The following is a 21303-nucleotide window of genomic DNA, read 5'->3' on the forward strand; positions in this document are numbered from 1 at the left end:
CCTGCGTGCAGGCGTGAAATCAGCGCGGTGGTGGTCCGAGCTTGAGCGATAGATCCACCGCTTGAACGTGCTTGGTCAGCCCGCCGATGGAGATGCAGTCCACGCCGTCCTCGGCAATGGCGCGGATGCCGGCCAGGTCCACGCTGCCGGAGACTTCAAGTGGGATGCGTTGCGCGCACGGCAACGCGGCGACGATACGCACCGCCTCGCGACGCATGGCCGGATCGAAGTCATCGATGAGGATGCGGGTGCAGCCCACCTGCAAGGCTTCGCGCAGTTGCTCCAGCGTTTCCACCTCCACCACCAGCGGCAGCTGCGGCTGCTGCGTGCGTGCGGCACGCACCGCCGCGCTCAGCGAGCCGGCGGCGCGGATGTGGTTTTCCTTCAGCATCACCGTATCGAACAAGCCGATGCGGTGATTGTCGCCACCACCACAGCGCACCGCGTATTTCTGCGCCGTGCGCAAGCCGGGTAGCGTCTTGCGCGTATCCAGGATGCGCGCGCCGGTGCCGGCCACGGCGGCGACATAGGCCGCCGTGGTGGTGGCAGTGGCCGAGAGCGTCTGCAGGAAATTCAGCGACGTGCGCTCGGCACTGACCAGGCTGCGGCTGCGGCCCTGCAGCAGGGCCAGCACGGTGCCGGCGCTGACGCGCTGGCCTTCGTGGACGTGCCAGTCGATGCGCACCTGCGAATCGAGCGCGCGATGGGCGGCATCGAACCAGGGCCGGCCGGCGATCACCGCGTCCTGCTTGCACAACAGGTAGGCGCTGTCGGCCTGGTCGGGCAAGAGCGCGGCAGTGACGTCGCCGCTGCCGATATCCTCGGCCAGCGCGCGCGCCACGTCCGCCTCGACCAGCTCCACAGGCGGCGCCTCCGGCAGGCTGGTGCGCACGGGCGAAGTCACTTCTCGGGGAAGTCGGCAATCTGCGCGGTGGCGATGGCTTCTTCGGCCAGCAGCACCGGAATGCCGTCATCGACGCGGAAGATCCGCTTGCGGTCGCGGGTAATCAACGCTTCGCGCAGTGTTTGCGCCTGCACGCTGCCATCGGCGCGCTGCAGGGTTCCGCCGGCGATGGCGGTGTTGAGTGCTTCCAGGCCCTTGCCATCCAGCAGCGCCAGTGGCTGGCGGGTATCGGGCGAGCACAGCAGGTCGAGCAGTTTGCGATCCATCGAAGTCTTGTCTTGCGTGGAGATTGGCTAGAATACGTCTTTACCGCAGGGCAGGGCCATGACCTCCAACCACTCCGCGCCGCTGGTCGGCATCGTGATGGGCTCCCGTTCGGATTGGGAGACCATGCAACACGCAGCTCAGAAGCTCGATGCGCTGGGCGTGCCCTACGAAGTCAAGGTGGTCTCGGCGCACCGCACGCCGGATGTGCTGTTCACCTACGCCGAGCAGGCCGGCGCACGCGGCCTGCGCGCGATCATTGCCGGTGCCGGCGGCGCGGCGCACCTGCCGGGCATGCTGGCCGCCAAGACGGCGGTGCCGGTGCTGGGCGTGCCGGTGCAGTCCAAGGCGCTCAATGGCATGGATTCGCTGCTGTCGATCGTGCAGATGCCGGCTGGCATTCCGGTGGCCACTTTCGCAATCGGCAACGCTGGCGCTGCGAATGCGGCCTTGTTCGCGGCAGCGATGTTGGCACCCGAGCAGGCGCAGATCGGGCAGGCGCTGGCGCAGTTCCGCGCCAGGCAAACCGACGATGTCATGGCCAGCGACGACCCGCGCCAATGACGACGCTCGGCATTCTGGGAGGCGGCCAGCTGGCCCGCATGCTGGTCCTGGCCGGTGCGCCACTGGGCGTGCGCTTTGCGACGTTCGATCCGGCCGCCGATGCCTGCGCAGGGCAACTGGCGCCGCTGCAGGTGGGCGCCTTCGACGATACCGCTGTGCTGGCTGCATTCGCCGCGCAGGCCGATGCGATCACCTTCGATTTCGAAAACGTGCCCGCAGCCAGTGCGCAGCACTTAGCAGCGCAGCTGCCGGTGTTTCCGCGTCCACAGGCGTTGGCGGTGGCGCAGGACCGGCTCAGCGAAAAGACCCTGTTTCGCGAGCTCGGCATCCCGGTGCCCGAATTCGCCGCAATCGACGATCGCGCCGGCCTGGACGCCGCACTGGCATGCATCGGTGCGCCCTGCGTGCTCAAGACGCGCCGCTTCGGCTACGACGGCAAGGGCCAGTTCCGGATCAAGACGCTGGCCGATGCCGATGCCGCGTGGGACGCACTGGGTGCGCAGGCCGAGCGGGTCGGGTTGATCCTGGAGGCCTTCGTGCCGTTCCAGCGCGAGGTCAGCGTGGTGGCGGTGCGTGGTCGCGACGGTGAATTCCGCGCCTGGCCGTTGACCGAAAACTGGCATGTGGATGGCGTGCTGTCGGCGAGTCTGGCGCCGGCCAGCGTGGACGCCGCCATGCAGATGCTGGCCGAAACGCGCGCGCGCGCGATTGCCGACACCCTGGATTACGTGGGCGTGTTCGCGCTGGAGCTGTTCGTGCGCGATGGCCAATTGCTGGCCAACGAAATGGCGCCGCGTGTGCACAACTCCGGGCACTGGACCATCGAAGGCGCCGAAACCTCGCAGTTCGAGAATCATGTGCGTGCCGTGCTTGGCCTGCCATTGGGCAGCACCGCCATGCGCGGCCATGCCTGCATGTTGAACTGGCTGGGTGCGATGCCCGATGCCGAAGCGTTCCTGGCGGTGCCCGGTGGGCACTGGCACGACTACGGCAAGCACCCGCGCGAGGGGCGCAAGGTCGGGCATGCCACGCTGCGTGCCGACACGCCGCAGGCACTGATGCAGGCTCTGACGCAGGCCGGCGCGGCAGTGCAGCGCGATGTCCAGGTGGCGCCGGTGGTCGCGCGCCTGCGCGGTGAGTAGGTTGCGGCGGCTTGCGTGCGATATCGCGATCCAGCGGCATCGGCAACGGAGGCCGCAACGCACCGCTTGATGCGCGCGCGATTCGGCCGGACGAGCTGCCGCATGATCGCCCGTGCAACTGCCCTCGCGCGCCGGGCGGCTAGCGCAGCCGGCTGGCCACGAAGTCCCAGTTGATGAGTTTCCAGAATGCATCCAGGTAGCGCGCGCGGTCGCGCTGGTAATCCAGGTAATACGCATGCTCCCAAAGATCGCAGGCCAGCAGCGGCGTGTCCGGCCCGGTGAGCGGAGTGGACGCATTCGGCGTGGCGACCACCGCCAAGGTGCCGTCCGGGCGCTGCACCAGCCAGGCCCAGCCAGAGCCGAATGTGCCCAGCGCGACGCGGTTGAATTCCTGCTTGAAGTGCGCAAAGTCGCCGAATGATTTGCCCATGTTGTCGGCCAGCTTGCTCAGCGGCTCGCCGCCGCCGCGTGGGCGCAGGCACTGCCAGTAGAAATTGTGATTCCAGACCTGTGCCGCCAAGTGAAACAGCGTGCCCTGCGCCCGCGCGATGATCTCTTCCAGCGTCAGCTCGGCGAACTCGCTCCCGTCGATGCGCGCATTGAGCCGTTCCACGTCGCTGCGGTGGAGCACGCCGTGATGGGCTTCCAGTGTCGCGGCAGACAAATGCGGCTCCAGCGCGGCGCGAGAGTAGGGCAGGGCAAGGTATTCGATCGGCATGATGGGCAGGGCAGCGAAGGGAGTCCGGCGGCGGGTCGCGTGAAGGCTTACAATGCGCGCCTTTGCGGAAGTCTATCCGACCCGGCGGTCGGGCCTGCCGCTCCCAGTCAGGAGAGTTCAATGCCGGTGATGGAACGCATCCAGGCCGAAGTCGAACAGCACCCGATCGTGCTGTTCATGAAAGGCACCCCGCAATTCCCGATGTGCGGCTTTTCCAGTCGCGCGGTGCAGGCCCTGGTGGCCGCCGGCGCCGACCAGCTGCGCACCGTCAACGTGCTGGAAGAACCCGAGATACGCGCCAACCTGCCGCGCTATTCCAATTGGCCGACGTTCCCGCAGTTGTTCATCCACGGCGAGCTGATCGGCGGTTGCGACATCACGCTGGAACTGTTCGAAGCCGGCGAACTCAAGCGCATCGTCAGCGAGGCCTACCAGCCGTGAGTGTGTCGCAGGACGGGGTGGGAGCGCAGGCGCTGGCCGGGCGAATCGTCCTGATTACCGGCGCGGCCGGCGGGTTAGGTACCGCCGCCGCGCAGGCGTGCGCCGGTGCGGGCGCCACGGTGGTGCTGCTTGGCCGCAAGCTGCGCCCGTTGGAACGCGTTTACGACACGCTTGCCAAGCTGGGCCCCGAACCGCTGCTCTACCCGCTGGATCTGGCCGGCGCCACGCCGGACGACTATGCCGCGCTGGCGCAGCGGTTGCATGCCGAACTCGGTGGCCTGCACGGGCTGCTCCAGTGTGCTGCCGAGTTCGGCGGCCTCACCCCGGCCGAACTTGCGGCGCCCGCCGACTTCGCCCGCAGCATCCACGTCAACCTCACCGCGCGCGCCTGGCTGACGCAGGCCTGCCTGCCGCTGCTGCGCCAGCAGGTCGACGCGGCAGCCGTGTTCGTGGTGGACGATGTCGCACGCGTCGGGCAGGCTTACTGGGGTGCCTACGGGGCCGCGCAGCATGCGCAACGCGGGCTGATCGCCAGCCTGCATCACGAAACCGCCGCCGGCCCGGTGCGCATCCACGGCCTGCAGCCGGGCCCCATGCGCACCGCCTTGCGCGCGCGCGCCTTCACCCACCAGGAAGACCGCGACGCGGCCGACCCGGTGCGCTACGCCACTGCTTGCGTCAGCCTGTTGTCCCGGGCCGGTGCCGCGCACCGCGGCGCGATCTGGAGCCCGTCCGCATGACCATTCTTTCGGCAGCCCTGCTGCTGTTCCTGATCCTCGACCCGCTGGGCAACATCCCCGTGTTCCTCAGCGTGCTCAAGCCGCTGCCGCCCAAGCGCCAGCGCTTCGTGCTGGCACGCGAACTGCTGATCGCCCTGTGCGTGCTGATGGCGTTCCTGTGGGGCGGCAAGTACGCGCTGGAGCTGATGCACCTGCGCCAGGAGTCGGTGGCGATCGCCGGCGGCATCGTGCTGTTCCTGATCGGCATCCGCATGATCTTCCCGCGCCCGGAAGGGCTGATGGGCGAGCTTCCCGATGGCGAACCCTTCATCGTGCCGCTGGCCATTCCGCTGGTGGCCGGCCCCTCGGGCATGGCGGCGGTGATGCTGATGGGCAGCAATGAACCCACCCGGTTGTGGGACTGGAGCCTGGCGCTGATGATCGCCTGGATCGGCGCCTCCTCGATCCTTGCCTCCGCACCGCTGCTGTACAAGCTGCTGGGGCACCGCGCCCTGACTGCGGTCGAACGCCTGATGGGCATGTTGCTGGTCGCCATCTCGGTGCAGATGTTCCTGGATGGGCTGGGCACCTACTTCAAGCTGCCTGTGTCGATCTAGGGCGGCAGCGACGGCCGGCGTTCCGCCTGCACTGCAATCGGCGACGTCCCCAAGCCGCGCTGCGCAATTGGTGGCAGTCCGTCCGCAATGCGGGGGGCAAGCCATTTCGCGACGCTAGTCTACTTTGCGATGAGATCCTGATCGGCCGGGCATTTCACGTCCTTGTCCGCGAAGTGCATGTTGCACCAAGCGAACTTTGTCACGCCGCCGTCACAATCAGGCCTTAGCGTGTTAATCTGTTGTTAACCGTTGCGGCAGCAACCAGTCGCGCGGCGAGGGACCCCAGATCATCGGCAGCCCAACCCCGGGAACGGTTGGGCTGACTGCGCTTTTTGTCACTGCCCAACTTGTATCGAGGCCACCGAAATGACCCACCCCCGTTGTCTCCGCATGTCCAAGCTCACGCTTGGCCTTGTTGCCGCGCTCGCCGCCGCCCCCGTGTTCGCCCAGAGCACCTCTGCCGGCGTTGCTGGCCTGGTGACCGGCAGTGGCGGGCAGCCGGTGCCCAATGCCGAAGTGACGATCACCCACGTCGAATCCGGCACCGTGAGCCGCGCCACCACCGATGCCAGCGGACGCTACAACGCGCGCGGCCTGCGTGTGGGTGGCCCGTACACCATCACCATCACCAAGTCCGGCGAAGGCACCAAGACCGAAGACGGCGTATTCCTGAACCTCAATCAGGTCAACAGCGTCGATGCGTCGCTGGGCGGCGACGTCACCACGCTGGGCGCCGTGCAGGCCATCGGTGGCGACTACGGCTCGGCGCTGTTCAGTGCCAACAAGATGGGCACCGGCACCAACGTGACTCGCGAGCAGATCGAATCGCTGCCGTCGATCAACCGCAACCTGCAGGACTACGTCCGCCTGGATCCGCGCGTGGCGCAGACCGACAAGGCGCGTAACGAAATCTCGGTGGGCGGCCAGAATCCGCGCTTCAACCTGATCCGCGTGGATGGCATCAACACCAACGACGCGTTCGGCCTGGAGTCCAATGGCCTGCCGACGCCGCGCCAGCCCTTCTCGATGGACGTCATCGACGAAATCTCCGTCGACGTCGCCAATTACGACGTCACCATCACCGGCGCCACCGGCGGCGTCATCAATGCGGTCACCAAATCCGGTACCAACGAATTCCACGGCTCGGTCTACGGCACCTACCGCGAGAACGATTGGTCGGGCAAGAACCAGAACAATATCCGCCCGCAACTGTTCGATAGCGAAACCACCTATGGCCTGACCCTGGGTGGGCCGGTCATCAAGGACAAGCTGTTCTTCTTCGCCAACTACGAAAAGTACAAGGGCAAGGGCGTTTTCACCGGTGCCTCCGGCTTTGGTCCGATCGGTTCGGGCGAGAGCAACACCGTGCAGATCCAGCAGGCGCAGGTCGATCAGATCATCGACATCTCGCGTAATGTCTACGGCTTCGATCCGGGAACCCTGGCGCTGCCGGCGCTGGATTCGGATTCCGAAGAGAAGGGTTTCAAGCTCGACTGGAACATCTCCGACAAGCACCGCGCTTCGCTGCGTTATGGCGAAAGCGAGCAGAGCACCGCCAACCTCAACGGCTTCGGCAATCAGTCGCTGTCGCTGAACTCGTATCACTACGTTCGCGACTTCAGCCTCAAGACGTACACCGCCCAGTTGTTCAGCGACTGGACCGATACGTTCTCCACCGAAGCCAAGGTGTCCTACCGCGATTATTCGGCCGTGCGTACCGCCGCTTCGCAGCTGCCCGCCATCGCCGTGCGCATTGGTAACAACACCGTCAACCTCGGTACCGAGCAGAGCACCCAGGCCAACGAGCTGCGGACCGAAACCTGGAATGCCTTCTTCGCTGGCACGCTGTTTTTGAACGATCACACCGTCAAGTTCGGCTTCGACTACGAAGACAACGACCTGTTCAATCTGTTCGGCCAGCGTGTCTTCGGTTCGTACACGTTCAACTCGATTGCCGACTACGCGGCCAATCGCCCGCTGAACTATCGGTATTCGCGTTCCAACAGCGGCAACGTCGAGGACATCGCAGCGGACTGGGGAATGCGCAACGTCGGCGTTTTCCTGCAGGACACCTGGGCGGTCAATAACAACCTGACCCTGACCTTCGGCCTGCGTTACGACGAGCCGATGGTCAAGAACAGCCCTGCCTACAATGCAGCGGCTTCGACGCTGTTTGGCTTCCGCAATGACCAGACCATCGATGGCAACGGTCTGTTCGAGCCGCGCTTCGGTTTCAACTACACCTTCGACAGCGATCGTCCCACCCAGCTGCGTGGCGGCGTGGGCCTGTTCCAGGGCGCCGCGGCAACCGTGTGGTTGTCCAACCCGTACTCCAATACCGGTCTGGCCTACACCGACTACAACTTCTCCAGCCAAGCCCTGGTGAACTCCAACGGGATTCGCTTTACGCCGGACATCAACAACCAGCCGATTGGAAACGGGTCGGTGAATGGCGCCACCCAGTCGGTCGATTTCGTCGACAGCAAGCTGGGTCAGCCGTCGGTGTGGAAGGCCAATCTGGCATTCGATACCGAATTGCCCTGGTACGGCATCGTCGCGTCCGCCGAGGCGGTGGTGACCAAGGTTAACGAGGCGATCTACTATCAGCAGCTCAATCTGGGTAGCACCAGCCGCGTGGGCCAGGACGGCCGTAACCTGTACTGGAATACGCCAGGGCTGAATCCGGCCTGCTGGCTGGAGGACGGTCGCAACCCGACCGGTGCGGGCGCTCCGGCGGCATGTCTGCGTGGCACAGGTTCATCGGTTGACGCACGCGGTTTACGCGATACACGTTTCAACGATGCGATCATCGCGCGTCCGACCGACAAGGGGGGCAGCGAGAGCTTCACCTTTGGTCTGAACAAGCCCTTCAACGGCGGCGACTGGTCCTGGGGCCTGTACTACACCTACACCGACGCCGACGAGGTCAGCGGTCTGACCAGCTCGGTGTCGGGTTCGCAGCTGGCCAATACCGCAGTCTTCCAGGCAAATGAAAATGTTGCTTCGACCGCAGCGTATGAGGTCAAGAACAGCTTCCTGGGGACCTTGAACTGGAAGCACGCGTTCTTCGGCGACTACGAGACCAAGGTGGGTCTGATCTATCAGGGCCGCAATGGTCGTCCGTACAGTTACACCTTCGACAACGACGCCAACGGCGATGGTCGCCTTAACGACCTGTTGTATATCCCGGCCGGCCGTGGCGATGTGCTGTTCGGTACAGCAGCGGAAGAGCAAGCGTTCTGGAAGTACATTGAAGGCAATGAGTATCTGGCCGCCCGTCGTGGTCAGGTCGCCGAACGCAATGGCGCACGTAACTCCTGGATCAACCAGTTCGATCTGCACATCGAGCAGGAAATCCCGGGCTTCTTCAAGGGCAACAAGGCCTCCCTTTGGTTGGACGTCATGAACGTTGGCAACCTGCTCAACAAGAAGTGGGGACGCGTCGACGAGTACGGCTTCCCCGGCATGCGTGGCGTAGTCGAGTACGGCGGCATCGATGCGGCCAGCGGCAAGTACGTGTATCGCTTCAATACGCCTGACCAGTCGACAATCTACGATGATCGTGGCATCTCCCGCTGGGCACTGCAGCTGGGCTTCCGCTACCAGTTCTGATCGCTATTGGCGTGGCACGCGTTGCGGAAACGGCCGGGGCAACCCGGCCGTTTTCTTTTGTGCGGGCGAGTACGCTAAAGTCCTGCGCAGACGACAGGAGCAAGCTATGGAACTCAGCAGTACGGCGGCGCGGGCGCTGCCGGTAGTGGATGCGCGGATCTATCCGCGTGGTGGCCTGGACGTGCTGTCCAAGGCGGAAGTGGCCCGGCTGCGCGATGCATCCGGTGGCGGCATGCACGAGTTGCTGCGCCGTTGCGCGCTGGCCGTGCTGACCAGCGGCAGCGCCTCGGACGACCCGCGCGCCGCACGCGACCTGTATCCGGATTTCGATATCCAGGTCAACCAGCAGGACCGTGGCATCCGCATCGACCTGAGCAACGCACCGGCAATGGCCTTTGTCGACGGCGAAATCATTCGTGGCGTGGCCGAATTGCTGTTCGCCGTGGTCCGCGACCTGGCCTACATGGCCATCGAACTGGAAGCGCAGCGGGGCGATCTGGACACCAGCGAAGGCATCACCAACGCGGTCTTCGGCCAGTTGCGCAACGCGCGCATCCTGCAGCCGTCGGACCCGAATCTGGTGGTGTGCTGGGGCGGGCATTCCATCTCGCGCGACGAATACCTCTACACCAAGCAGGTAGGCTACGAGCTCGGCCTGCGTGGCCTGGACATCTGCACCGGCTGCGGCCCGGGTGCGATGAAGGGTCCGATGAAGGGCGCCACCATCGCCCACGCCAAGCAGCGCAAGCACCACACGCGCTACATCGGCGTGACCGAACCCGGCATCATCGCGGCCGAATCGCCGAACCCGATCGTCAACCATCTGGTCATTATGCCGGACATCGAAAAGCGGCTGGAGGCTTTCGTCCGCATCGGTCACGGCATCCTGGTGTTCCCGGGGGGCGTCGGCACGGCCGAAGAGATCCTTTACTTGCTCGGTATCTTGCTACGCGAGGAGAATGCGCACCTGCCGTTCCCGCTGATCCTGACGGGCCCGACCATCGCCTCGGCGTACTTCGAACAGATCGACCGCTTCATTCGCCTGACCCTGGGCGATGCCGCCGCCTCGCGCTACGAGATCATCGTCGGCGACCCGGTCGCGGTGGCCCGCCGCATGGCCGAGGGCATTCACGAGGTGCGCTCGCACCGCAAGGATCACAAGGACTCCTATTACTTCAACTGGTCGGTGCACATCCCGCTGGAGTACCAGCAGCCGTTCGTGCCCAGCCACGAAGCCATGGCCGCCCTGGACCTGCACCACGGCCGCCCGGCGCCCGCCCTGGCTGCGGACCTGCGGCGCGCCTTCTCCGGCATCGTCGCCGGCAACGTCAAGGAAGACGGCATGCGCCGCATCGAGGAATTCGGCCCGTTCGAGATCAACGGCGCCCCCGACATCATGCAGGCCCTGGACGAACTGCTACGCGGCTTCGTGGAGCAGCGCCGGATGAAGATCTCTGGCGATTATCGGCCTTGTTATCGGGTGGTGACCTGAGGCCCGCCGCAGGCCGCAGTGCCTGAAGTGGGCTGAACCAAGGTCAGTAGCAAACTGCCGGCCTTGCCTTTGCGCGTACGCCAGTAACCCTGAAACGACCGTTCGTCCCCCAGCGCTTGTCGCGTCAGGGCTTCAGGGTGCATTTTGGGCACGTCACGCTGGGGAGCGTCCAATGTCTTTTCGCCGACCTACCGGCTTCACTCTCGTGGAATTGATGATCACGATCGCCGTCTTGGCGATCCTGTTGACGATTGCATTTCCCAGTTTCCGTGGAGTGATCCGCTCCAACCGCGTCGCGAGTGCTACCAACGAGAGCATCGGGCTGTTATCTCTTGCCCGCAGCGAGGCAATCCGCAATCGGCGAGGTGGGGGTGTCTGTGGTAGCGCGTCAGGAGCAGCCTGCGACAATAATTGGGCAAGTGGGATGCTTGCCTGGGCGGATGCCGATGGCGATGGGGTCTTCAAGAGCGGCGACACCGTCTTGCGCTTTGTTTCGATAGACCGGTCACTGACAAGTTCAGGTCCATCTGGCGCGGCGATCGCTTTTGATGGGCGCGGGCGCAGGGTCGCGTCCACCAATCAGCAAATCACACTGCAGCCAACAGTGTGCGACGGGCAGGCGCTGCGTCGTACCTTGGTAGTCAACGGTGCTGGTCAGATCACGTCTCAGAAAGGCACCTGTCAATGATGTATTCCCGTTCATTCGTATCGCGCTCACGATCCCAAGGCTTCAGTTTGCTTGAGGTGCTGATCACCATTATTGTGCTTGCGTTCGGCTTGCTCGGGTTCGCGTTATTGCAGACGGCCAATGTCCGCTTTGTTCAAAGCGCCAATTACCGTACCCAGGCCACCAACCTGGCCTACGACTTGCTGGACCAGATGCGCAGCAATCGCTTTCAATCCGCTTGGTATACAGATGCCACGTTTTCCGCCAATACAGTAACTTCGACCAGTTGTAGTCGGACCCTGGGAAACTCGGTCACCATTGCAAACAACATTGCGCGCTGGAAATGCCAAGTGGTACAAGCTTTGGGCGAAGGGGCCAGTGCAACCGTCCTCAACACCAATGGCCAGGTCACCGTAGGTATCGCGTGGGGAGACCAGCGCTGGGACGCCAGTAATCCTGATGCACGGACCACGTTCACTCTGGTATCTCAGCTATGAATCCTCGTGCCATAGCCAAACGCGGCATTGCCGGCATCAGCCTGATCGAAATGATGATCGCGATGGTGATCGGGTTGGTGTTGATGCTTGGGGTGATCCAGGTTTTTTCCGCATCCCGCACCGCATCGATGCTGGCTGAAGGAAATGCACGCGCTCAGGAAAACGGTCGGTTTGCTTTGGAGTTCTTGCAGCGCGACATTCGTATGGCAGGGCACTTCGGCTGTGTCAACGACCAAGCGCATTTCGTACGTGGGGAGGGCGATCCGGTGGTCACGACTGGCGCAGCGAGCGGCTCCGGCCATCCGCTGGATTTCAGCGTCAGTATTCAAGGCTACGAAGCGCCTAACACAAAGCCGCCAGCAAGCCTGACGATCGGCGCTACCTGGGCGCTGCCTGCCAATCTGCCATCGGCGATCTCCAAGCTCAATCCTCGTGGTGGTAGTGACATTCTGGTCCTGCGCTATCTCGCACCGGAAAGCGTGCCGATCACTACATTGACCTCAGGGAGTACTAGCGTTGCGAGCTTCGATGCTACCGCTGGACGGCGCCTGACCGAGGGTGGGCAGGCATCGCCAAACCTGTTTGGAATCGCAGATTGCGCGCATGCCACCGTATTCAAGGGCGCCTATGAGAGTGGCAAGGTCACTGCCAACGGAACCAATCTATCCAAGTATTCGACCAGACCTAGTGGTCAGGCGCTGATTTATCGCGCCGAGTCGTTGGTGTACTACGTGGGGACGTCAGCCGCTTCGGGTGAGCCGGTGCTGATGCGGGCACGTTCCAATGGAGCGGACGACTACGCTACTCCGGAGGAATTGGTCGAAGGTATCGAGAATATGCAACTGTTGTTCGGTCTCGACCAGACCGACAATATGTCCACTACCTCGCCGCCAGTGGGTAATATCAGTAGCCAAGCTGTGGCAAGCGATGTCTCGACTGGAACGGATGCTGTCGCAGCTGCCCAATGGCGGCGTGTTGGGCAGGTCCAGGTCGGTATCCTGGCGCGCAGCCCGACACCATCCGCAGCCGAGAGGCCTGCCAATGCAGTTCGCAACCCGAGTGCGCTGGGAATATCTTTCGCGCAACCCACTCAGGCGGACGGGCGCTACAGGATGACTTACGAGTCTACGATTGCACTGCGTAATCGACTGTTCGGGAATTAACTCATGAATACCTCAGCTCGTTTGCGTCCAATGCCCACTCGGCCACGCGGGGCGGTGCTCTACGTCGCGTTGATCATGCTGATTTTATTGGCGCTGATCGGTATCGCTGGTATGCAGGTGGCAGGAATGCAGGAAAAAATGGCATCCAATTACTTGCAGACCAATATCGCATTCCAGAATGCCGAAGGAGTGACGCGGCGAAGCGAGCGGGCCATTGAGGCTATCGCCAATCGGACGGATGCACCCACTGGCGCTCCGTTGGTGGATACCGATATTCAGCAGAACTGCGATGTTGCATTCGACCCGGTTGCATGGGGTCGCAGCAAGGCAACAACCGTGAGTCAGGCGGTCAGCGTAAGGCGCATCGACTCCTGCATCATCGGTGGCGGGTCGCTTGCGATGGGGGGGCCGCTTGACCCGGTGACTCCGGTGTACCAGATCACCACATTCGCCAACGATGCCGCGACGGATGCTTCGTCGTCTGCATCCATCGATACCATCTTCAAGCTCTGAGGCTGTCGACATGTCGCGTCGCATTTTTCGAACTGCTGTTGCTTCTGCGATCGTTCTGGTCGCGGTAGGGGGCTACTTCGTGTATAACCTGATTGCTGCGCAGGGGCAGGGGACCTTGGCACAATCTCCGTTGAACAACGCAACCTCAATACCACCTGCTTTCATCATGGCGGTAGATGATTCGAATTCGATGACATTCGAACGCCTCTTCAAGGGTGGGGATGGGCGTATGCGATGGAATGGCAGCAGTTTTTTTAGTTCTTCCGGAAATTTCTTTGATGTTGGTGGAAGTTGCACGTTCACGTCGGGTAACAATACATTTGCTTTTAATGACTGCTACTCTTATCTTTTTCCTTTTCCAGGTTATAATAGTTCGTATAGTCCTGGGGTGGCTATTCCGCCGCTCGATCAATTCGGGTTTGCAAGATCGCCGGCATATAATGCGGGGTATTACGATCCAAATGTCACCTATGATCCTTGGAGCTTGGCTTCAAAGGGTGGGGACAGTCCAGCGTTGTGGCCCGCTGCTGATTTTGATAGGGCTAGGCCAGATCCTCGTGATCCCTTGATTTATGGGGGGGCGGATCAGCAAATCAGTATGAGTAGAAATGGCACTATCGTGAACCTCGGTTTGCCTAGAGAAAATTTGGATGACAGCCCGTTTAGGTTTATCGCGGGAATGACTATTCCTGCTCGGACACGCTATCGCACGTCCGGAACTGGTAGGGTCTGTAGCAATAATAACAACAATGGCTTGGCTGGAACGGGTGGTTTGTGGTTAGCTCTTGCGTCTAATGCTACGGTAGCCATCGATTGTTCGGTGCAGATTTCTTATACTCCCGCGACATTCTATCTTCCGGCTGCTGCTCCTGCGCCAACGGGATACCTCACTGGCGACAGCAATCGTCCGATCATCGCAAATGCTTGTGGTCCTAATTGTAATTTGCGTCGATATCAAATAACGCGAGACAATTATGCGAATGTTGGCGCTTTCAATGATGCTAAGCAGAACTTTGCAAATTGGTTTCAGTATCAGCGGAATCGCATTCTTGCCATCATTGGTTCTGAGTCGCGTGCATTGGCTGCTGTTGACAAGATGCGGGTAGGTTATTTCAGTATCAATAATTTGACTCCAGTGAGTATGTATAATATTGACGAGGACGCTGAGCGCGCCTCGCTTTTCGAGCAGATCTACCGCCTGGAGCCAAGTGGCGGAACCCCGAACCGTACTGCCGTGGATTATCTGGGTAAGCAATTCAAGCGGACTGGAGACGGCGCTCCGGTATTGCGTGCGTGCCAGAAGAACGGTGGCATGTTGTTCACGGACGGATACTCCAATATCAACAATGTGGCCGGTGGATATGGTAACGCTGATTCTACCGGCACCGTAGATTTTCCTGGTGCGCCATTCGCTGACAGCTATAGCAATACGATTGCCGATATTGCCGCCTCCTACTATTCTGGTGCATCGACTCCTTTGGTGACGGGCCCAAGTTTTCCAGCTGGTTTGGTGCCAGTTGACGAGAGGTGCGCGACTCTTTCGAAGACATCTGCGGACTGGAAGCGACTGGACTGCCAGAAAGATTTGCATATGAACTTTTATGCAATCACTCTGGGGGCGCAGGGAAATATCTACGAGGTCAATCAATCGGCCACCGATGATCCTTATGCCGATGCTCCCAATTGGAATGGTAATGGCGATCCAGTTGTCGACGACGATGGTCGCGTGATCGACGAACTCTGGCACGCCACGATCAACAGCCGTGCCCAGTTCATCAATGCCAAGAGTCCTGCCGAGGTGACAGCCGCCATGCGCCGTGTCCTGTCGGCAGCCAGCGCAGCCAATTCCCCCTCTGGAACCTTGGCGCTGACCGGCGCGCGGATTGGTGCTGGGTCCTTGACCGTGACGCCGGAGTACCAGATCAGGAACAATGGTACGGACTGGTCCAGTACGCTGAAGGCAAGCCAGGCGTCGGTCGATCCGGATACGCGAGAGGCGCGGTTTACGCAGCTCTGGGAAGCGTCGACGCAAATGCCCGACGCCAGCGCTCGCAATGTGTTCTTCAGCGATGGTACCAACGTGCGCAAGTTCGATGGAACGACCATCAGCTTGAGCGGCCTATGTGGCCTCTCTCGAACACTGTATCCCGGTCAGACCCTCTGCTCCGAGCAGGATCTAGGGACAACGCTGGGTGCGACTGCAGCAACGGCAGCCAACTATCTGCTGGGCGATCGAAGCGGCGAGGTTCAACAGAAAGGCAAGCTGCGTGACCGGACCACCGTGCTTGGCGATATCATCAACTCTGCACCGGTCATCAGTGCGCCCATCGATGACTACGGATATCGCGCTCTCGGCGGAACACTGGGGACGAGTTACACCAACTATCTAAACAGCAAGCGTACGAACCAGGGGTATATGGTGTATGCGGGGGCTAACGACGGCATGTTGCATGCATTCGATGGAGGGATGAGCGGTAACGGTACCGTTACCGGTAGTGGGGGGCGCGAGCGTTTCGCCTATATTCCGGCTACGTCATACGGACATATGGGCAACCTGTTGTTGCCCTATCAGTCCAGTAAGGGCTCTGCTCAGCCGTTCGATCATCGATACTTCGTTGATGGGCCGCTTGCAGTGGGCGACACTTACTACGATAACAGCTGGAAAACCACCTTGGTTGGAACGACTGGTGCAGGTGGTCGCGGTGTATTCGCATTGGATGTGAGCAATCCGACAACGTTCGGTGCCAGTAGCCGTCTTTGGGAAATCAACGACCTCAGTGGCGATTCCACGGTGCGTTCGAATATTGGGCATGTATTGGGCAAGCCTGTCATCGTTCCTGTGCGTGCTGCAAATGGGGCAGTGAGTTGGAAAGCGATCTTCGGTAACGGCTACGAGAGTGCCAGCGGCAAGGCAGTGTTGTTTGTTGTAGATATCGGAACGTCCGCGACCCCAACCGTACGTATGATCGAGGCGACGGAATCCAATAATTCCATTACTGGACGGAATGGGCTTGGTAACCTCATTGTCTTGGATCGGGTCGACACAATGACGATTGATCCGGCCTCCAACAAGCCTGCTCGCATGCGGGACGGGTATGCCGACACGGTTTACGCTGCCGACCTTCGCGGCGCTATCTGGAAGTTTGATCTCACTTCGACGGCATCTTCGGTAACCGTGCCGGCATTCACCACAGGAACGTATGTCGAGGCCGGGCAGACATTCCGCCAGCCCATCACCGGTGGCTTGCAGGCCGCGTCCGGTGAGAATGGCGGGGTTCTGGTCATGTTCGGCACTGGCAGCTTCTCTTTTACCGCTGACAGTCTGCCAACCTCGGCGCAGCATACGCAGAGCCTGTATGGCTTCACGGACCAGGTCGATGGGGTCATCGCCACGACCTTGACCAGGTCGAACTTGATGCCCTACACAGTGGTGACTACCGGCGGCACAGCAACAAGAACCTTGCAGGCGGGCACCTCCCCGGCGTCAGTGTTGGGGTGGTATGTGGATCTGCCACCAGGGGAGCGGTTCGTGGGCTATCCAGAACTCGTGTCCGGAATTTTGTTCCTGCCCACGTATGCGCCACTTGCAGCAACGAGTGGCTGCAGCACCGACGGTGTGAACTGGCTGTTTGGTTTGAATGCGCGTACAGGTGCTGGTGCCTTGTCTGGTGTTCGAATGGGTGCCATTAGCGGCTCAACCCTCGCAGCCGGTTCTGCCGGCATCTCGCTCAATACCGGAGGAAATGCGCCCGTAAAGGATTTGGGTGTGTCTGTTGTGCCCCGGCTCGAGCCGAAGGTTAATCCGAAGGACGGCTCAGCCGCACCTGTGGTTCCCCAAGGAGCCGGCTGCTGGATGGTCGTCAACGTCGCAGGTGCCGGACCCATGTATGTTCCTTATCCTTGTGGCCGCCAATCGTGGCGCCAGATCCAGTGACGGAGGTTCCGATGTCGCCACGTTTTTCTCAATCTTTCTCCAGCCGGCTGTCTCATCGCGCCGGGAGCAGCGGGTTTACGCTCATCGAGTTGATGGTTGTGGTTGCTATTGTCGGGATCCTGGCGGCGGTCGCGTATCCGTCCTACGCTGAGCATATCCGCAAGTCGCGTCGGGCTCAGGCCAAGGCAGATCTGGTTGAGTATTCGCAACTGGCCGAACGCTCGCACACGACCAACAATACGTACGCAAGCTATCGTTTTGGGAACGGTTCGACGACCACGCAGTCGCCGCGGGAAGGTGGGACTGCGCAATACACCATTACATTCACCGGTAATCAGTCCAGCTTTACGTTGACTGCAGCTCCGCAGGGCAATCAAACCAAGGACACATGCGGCACGATGACGTTGAACCAAGCTGGGGTGAAGACCCCGAGCGCTTCGACTACCCCCGGTTGTTGGTAGTGGCCCAGGGGTGTTGCACTCCCTAAAGCTTGCGTCTAGAATACGCCTCCCCGCCCGAATAGCTCAGCCGGTTAGAGCACTTGACTGTTAATCAGGGGGTCGTTGGTTCGAGTCCAACTTCGGGCGCCAAGATGATCGAAAAAGCCGCGACGTGTCGCGGCTTTTTCGTTTTCGCGTCATCGCGTCTGACAGCTGATCGGAGCGCTGTGGCGCACGGTGCGTGCTCTGCCCGTGTTGTTCACGACGACGTCAGCCAGTCGTTGGGCGTTGGCGCAGAGGCTGATGGTGATGTTGGTGCCGCTGCTTAGACCGCTGGGCAGGAACCGTACGACGGGTCGGCCATGCGTTGCCCGGGCGTCGATACCGTCGGCCGCCGGGTAGTGTTCGACCTTGAAGATCGAGGATGCATCCGCTGGCTGTCCTTCGCGGCCCGGGTCCTTGAACAGGATCCAGCCGCGGCTCCAGTCACTGTCTGTTCGGCAACGTGAGCCGTCCGCCGATGGACACAGGCTCACGGGCATGCGTTGTGCGACAGCCAGGCTTCTTGCCAATGCAAGATGGGTCGTCAGCAGATGCATTCGCGTCGTCGCCCGTTGCCAATCCAGAAGGCGCTGGAAGCCGGGTAGGCCAATCGAAGCCATGGTCGCCACGAGTGCCATCACGAACATCGACTGCATCACGGTGTACCCTTTCGCATTCGAATGTGGCGCTGCCTGCATCGTGATTCTCCTTGAGGCCGAGCCAGTAGTCTCAATGCTCGTTGCTTGCCGGAAAACGCCTGTATCACGTGCGTGAGTGTCAGATTTCTACCCATCCCGGCCTCCGTCATTTCGTACCGTCCTCCCCCGAGATCCGCTTCATGACCGACCGCTTTGAGCTCGTATCCCCGTACTCTCCAGCCGGCGACCAGCCCGCCGCCATCGAGAAGCTGGTGGCCAACTTCGAAGCTGGTCTGGCCAAGCAGACGCTGCTGGGGGTGACGGGGTCGGGCAAGACCTACACCATTGCCAATGTCGTGCAGCAGGTGCAGAAGCCGACCCTGGTGATGGCGCCCAACAAGACCCTGGCGGCGCAGCTGTATGGCGAGTTCAAGTCGTTCTTCCCGAACAATGCGGTCGAATACTTCGTCAGCTACTACGACTACTACCAGCCCGAGGCCTACGTGCCGTCGTCGGACACCTTCATCGAGAAGGACAGTTCGATCAACGAACACATCGAGCAGATGCGTCTGTCGGCGACCAAGACCTTATTGTCGCGTCGCGATTCGCTGGTGGTTGCCACCGTCTCGGCGATCTACGGCCTGGGTGCACCGGAAGATTACCTGTCGCTGCGCCTGATCCTGTCGATCGGCGAGCATATCGATCAGCGCCAGTTGATCCGGCACCTCACCGACCTGCAGTACACGCGCAATGAGTTCGAGCTTACCCGCGGTGCGTTTCGCGTGCGCGGGGAGGTGGTGGACGTGTTTCCGGCCGAGTCCGATACCGAGGCATTGCGGATCGAGCTGTTCGATGGTGACGTCGAACAGCTCACCTTGTTCGATCCACTGACCGGCGAGGCCTTGCGCAAGCTGCAGCGCTACACCGTGTACCCGAAGACGCATTACGCGACCACGCGTGAGCGCACGTTGAGCGCAGTGGACACCATCAAGGATGAATTGAAAGAGCGCCTGGAGCAGCTGTATTCGCAAAATAAGCTGGTGGAAGCGCAGCGCCTGGCACAGCGCACCCAGTTCGACCTGGAGATGATCGCCGAAGTGGGCTTCTGCAACGGCATCGAGAACTACTCGCGGCATCTCACCGGCAAGGCGCCTGGCGAGCCGCCACCGACGTTGTTCGACTACCTGCCGCCGGACGCGTTGCTGGTCATCGACGAATCCCACGTCACCATTCCGCAGATCGGCGCGATGTACAAGGGCGATCGCTCGCGCAAGGAGACGCTGGTGGAGTTCGGCTTCCGGCTGCCGTCGGCACTGGACAACCGGCCGCTGCGCTTCGAAGAGTGGGAGGCGCGTTCGCCGCGCAGCATCTATGTCTCTGCGACGCCGGGTCCATACGAGATGCGCGAATCTGCAGGCGAGATCACCGAGCTGGTGGTGCGCCCCACCGGCTTGATCGATCCGGTGGTCGAGATCCGCCCGGTCGGTACCCAGGTCGACGACCTGATGTCCGAGGTGCACGAACGCATCAAGCTGGGCGACCGTGTGCTGGTCACCACGCTGACCAAGCGCATGGCCGAGAATCTCACCGAGTACCTCAGCGAGCACGGCATCCGCGTGCGCTACCTGCACTCGGACATCGACACCGTCGAGCGGGTAGAGATCATCCGCGATCTGCGCCTGGGCAAGTTCGATGTGCTGGTCGGCATCAATCTGTTGCGCGAAGGCCTGGACATGCCGGAAGTGTCGCTGGTGGCGATCCTGGATGCGGACAAGGAGGGCTTCCTGCGCTCGACCGGCTCGCTGATCCAGACCATCGGCCGCGCCGCACGCAATCTGCGCGGCAAGGCGATCCTGTACGCGGACAAGATCACACGCTCGATGCAGGCCGCGATCGACGAGACCGACCGCCGTCGCGAGAAGCAGGTCGAATACAATCTCGAACATGGCATCACACCCAAGTCCGTGGCGCGTCCGATCTCCGACATCATGGAGGGCGCGCGCGAGGACGCGGCAGAGAAGAAGGCCGGCAAGGGGCGGTCGAAATCGCGTCAGGTGGCCGAGAATGCGCCCGACTACCGCAGCATGAAGCCGGCGGAGATCGCCGCCAAGCTCAAGAGCCTGGAGCAACAGATGTACCAGCATGCCAAGGATCTGGAATTCGAGGCGGCCGCGCAGATCCGCGATCAACTCCAGAAATTGAAGGCTGCCAGCTTGGTCTAGCGCAGGGCGGTATGCCGACCCGGCAAAGGACTTGTGGACGGCAACGCCCTGCGCTAGAATGCGCGCCCTGCACAGCGCAATGCTGCAGCAGGAATCGGGCGGTTAGCTCAGCGGTAGAGCACTACCTTGACATGGTAGGGGTCACAGGTTCGAACCCTGTACCGCCCACCACTTGCAAGCCAAGTGGCGCAACACCTTCAGCCAAGATGTGATTTCCATATTGGCATCGACTGACCCCGCAGTGACCCAAGCTCTCGTAGCCTGGGCACGTCGCGGGAAAAGTCTTGCACGAACTTCTTCGATGAATTGCCAGCGTCTCCGAAGATGGGGGGCGAGCTTCGCGTTGCTTCTGGCGTACCGCCTGCGTTGCCCCCGTGCAAGCCTGAAATCACCATTCCGATGGAAGACGCGCCGTGCACAGTCTTCGTTGCGCGGTTTTTGAACGATGCGGCTGGCTGGCTGGCCGGATCGGCGCACCCGCTGGGTGCAGAGGTCGCTTGATGTCGGCACCTTCAGCCCTCGAGCCAGAGGTGATTTTTCCATCACATGGCTTGCTTTAGCATCGCGAGCGCGCTGACAGAAAGGAAGGCTGGCGATGGGGGAGTTTCAGCACACGGTGCTGAGAGGGTGTTTACATAATTAACCAGTCAGCCGCGCCAGCAGCAATCGCGCTTGAGCCAGCCAAACCCACGCCTCGGCCACCTTGGGCAGCCG

General features: G+C 61.6%; 18 protein-coding genes and 2 tRNA genes. 16 read left to right on the forward strand and 4 right to left on the reverse strand.

Going from position 1 to position 21303, the window contains the following annotated elements:
- Positions 1 to 19: 19 nt before the first annotated feature.
- Positions 20 to 904, reverse strand: a complete 885-nt coding sequence (gene nadC, locus XcuCFBP2542_RS11205; RefSeq protein ID WP_104603647.1) for a carboxylating nicotinate-nucleotide diphosphorylase — start codon at positions 902 to 904, stop codon at positions 20 to 22.
- Entirely contained in the window at positions 901 to 1170 is a 270-nt protein-coding gene (locus XcuCFBP2542_RS11210) for a Trm112 family protein (RefSeq protein ID WP_104603648.1), read from the reverse strand. The genes nadC and XcuCFBP2542_RS11210 overlap by 4 nt, the downstream gene beginning before the upstream one ends.
- Before the next feature lie 58 nt (positions 1171 to 1228).
- On the opposite strand from XcuCFBP2542_RS11210, the gene purE reads away from it, so the two are divergent.
- Together purE and XcuCFBP2542_RS11220 are read left to right on the forward strand one after the other, a co-directional pair.
- Entirely contained in the window at positions 1229 to 1732 is a 504-nt protein-coding gene (purE, locus tag XcuCFBP2542_RS11215) for a 5-(carboxyamino)imidazole ribonucleotide mutase (protein ID WP_104603649.1), read from the forward strand.
- Positions 1729 to 2874: a 5-(carboxyamino)imidazole ribonucleotide synthase gene (locus XcuCFBP2542_RS11220; RefSeq protein ID WP_104603650.1), complete on the forward strand. Its 1146-nt coding sequence runs from the start codon at positions 1729 to 1731 to the stop codon at positions 2872 to 2874. Before purE ends, XcuCFBP2542_RS11220 begins: the two co-directional genes overlap by 4 nt.
- Before the next feature lie 139 nt (positions 2875 to 3013).
- On the opposite strand, the gene XcuCFBP2542_RS11225 is transcribed toward XcuCFBP2542_RS11220, so the two are convergent.
- Positions 3014 to 3592 (reverse strand): superoxide dismutase, encoded by a 579-nt coding sequence (locus tag XcuCFBP2542_RS11225; protein WP_104603651.1) that lies wholly within the window; start codon positions 3590 to 3592, stop codon positions 3014 to 3016.
- A gap of 120 nt (positions 3593 to 3712) precedes the next feature.
- On the opposite strand from XcuCFBP2542_RS11225, the gene grxD reads away from it, so the two are divergent.
- The 12 genes from grxD to XcuCFBP2542_RS11290 all read left to right on the forward strand — a co-directional run bounded on the left by grxD (position 3713) and on the right by XcuCFBP2542_RS11290 (position 17837).
- Positions 3713 to 4033, forward strand: a complete 321-nt coding sequence (gene grxD / locus XcuCFBP2542_RS11230; RefSeq protein ID WP_029221564.1) for a Grx4 family monothiol glutaredoxin — start codon at positions 3713 to 3715, stop codon at positions 4031 to 4033.
- A complete protein-coding gene (locus XcuCFBP2542_RS11235) occupies positions 4030 to 4773 on the forward strand; it encodes an SDR family NAD(P)-dependent oxidoreductase (protein ID WP_167526875.1) in 744 nt (247 codons plus the stop codon). The genes grxD and XcuCFBP2542_RS11235 overlap by 4 nt, the downstream gene beginning before the upstream one ends.
- Positions 4770 to 5369: a YhgN family NAAT transporter gene (locus XcuCFBP2542_RS11240; protein ID WP_104588811.1), complete on the forward strand. Its 600-nt coding sequence runs from the start codon at positions 4770 to 4772 to the stop codon at positions 5367 to 5369. The genes XcuCFBP2542_RS11235 and XcuCFBP2542_RS11240 overlap by 4 nt, the downstream gene beginning before the upstream one ends.
- Positions 5370 to 5735: 366 nt before the next feature.
- Positions 5736 to 8981, forward strand: coding sequence for a TonB-dependent receptor (locus tag XcuCFBP2542_RS11245; RefSeq protein ID WP_104603653.1), 3246 nt, complete (start codon positions 5736 to 5738; stop codon positions 8979 to 8981).
- A gap of 106 nt (positions 8982 to 9087) precedes the next feature.
- The gene (gene ppnN / locus XcuCFBP2542_RS11250) at positions 9088 to 10473 is read left to right on the forward strand and encodes a nucleotide 5'-monophosphate nucleosidase PpnN (protein WP_104603654.1); all 1386 of its coding nucleotides are present in this window, start codon (positions 9088 to 9090) and stop codon (positions 10471 to 10473) included.
- A 172-nt stretch (positions 10474 to 10645) separates the two neighbouring features.
- Positions 10646 to 11161 carry a GspH/FimT family pseudopilin gene (locus tag XcuCFBP2542_RS11255; RefSeq protein ID WP_104603655.1) on the forward strand — a complete coding sequence of 172 codons (516 nt, stop codon included), beginning with the start codon at positions 10646 to 10648 and terminating at the stop codon, positions 11159 to 11161.
- The gene (gene pilV, locus XcuCFBP2542_RS11260) at positions 11158 to 11637 is read left to right on the forward strand and encodes a type IV pilus modification protein PilV (RefSeq protein ID WP_372372385.1); all 480 of its coding nucleotides are present in this window, start codon (positions 11158 to 11160) and stop codon (positions 11635 to 11637) included. The genes XcuCFBP2542_RS11255 and pilV overlap by 4 nt, the downstream gene beginning before the upstream one ends.
- Entirely contained in the window at positions 11634 to 12800 is a 1167-nt protein-coding gene (locus XcuCFBP2542_RS11265) for a PilW family protein (protein WP_104603656.1), read from the forward strand. The genes pilV and XcuCFBP2542_RS11265 overlap by 4 nt, the downstream gene beginning before the upstream one ends.
- Before the next feature lie 3 nt (positions 12801 to 12803).
- Positions 12804 to 13313 carry a pilus assembly PilX family protein gene (locus tag XcuCFBP2542_RS11270; protein WP_104603657.1) on the forward strand — a complete coding sequence of 170 codons (510 nt, stop codon included), beginning with the start codon at positions 12804 to 12806 and terminating at the stop codon, positions 13311 to 13313.
- A 10-nt stretch (positions 13314 to 13323) separates the two neighbouring features.
- On the forward strand, positions 13324 to 17247 hold the full coding sequence (locus tag XcuCFBP2542_RS11280) for a pilus assembly protein (protein ID WP_211292997.1): 3924 nt from the start codon (positions 13324 to 13326) through the stop codon (positions 17245 to 17247).
- Positions 17248 to 17258: 11 nt separating this feature from the next.
- On the forward strand, positions 17259 to 17708 hold the full coding sequence (locus XcuCFBP2542_RS11285) for a type IV pilin protein (protein WP_104603665.1): 450 nt from the start codon (positions 17259 to 17261) through the stop codon (positions 17706 to 17708).
- A 52-nt stretch (positions 17709 to 17760) separates the two neighbouring features.
- Positions 17761 to 17837 (forward strand) — tRNA-Asn (locus XcuCFBP2542_RS11290).
- A gap of 47 nt (positions 17838 to 17884) precedes the next feature.
- Here the strand turns inward: XcuCFBP2542_RS11290 and XcuCFBP2542_RS11295 are convergent.
- On the reverse strand, positions 17885 to 18427 hold the full coding sequence (locus tag XcuCFBP2542_RS11295) for a GspH/FimT family pseudopilin (protein ID WP_104603660.1): 543 nt from the start codon (positions 18425 to 18427) through the stop codon (positions 17885 to 17887).
- 140 nt (positions 18428 to 18567) lie between these two features.
- Between XcuCFBP2542_RS11295 and uvrB the strand changes: the two genes are divergently transcribed.
- Positions 18568 to 20589 (forward strand): excinuclease ABC subunit UvrB, encoded by a 2022-nt coding sequence (gene uvrB / locus XcuCFBP2542_RS11300; protein ID WP_104603661.1) that lies wholly within the window; start codon positions 18568 to 18570, stop codon positions 20587 to 20589.
- Positions 20590 to 20685: 96 nt separating this feature from the next.
- Positions 20686 to 20760: transfer RNA gene (locus XcuCFBP2542_RS11305), tRNA-Val, on the forward strand.
- Positions 20761 to 21303 lie beyond the last annotated feature (543 nt).

This window comes from Xanthomonas cucurbitae (assembly GCF_002939885.1).
Lineage (GTDB): Bacteria > Pseudomonadota > Gammaproteobacteria > Xanthomonadales > Xanthomonadaceae > Xanthomonas > Xanthomonas cucurbitae.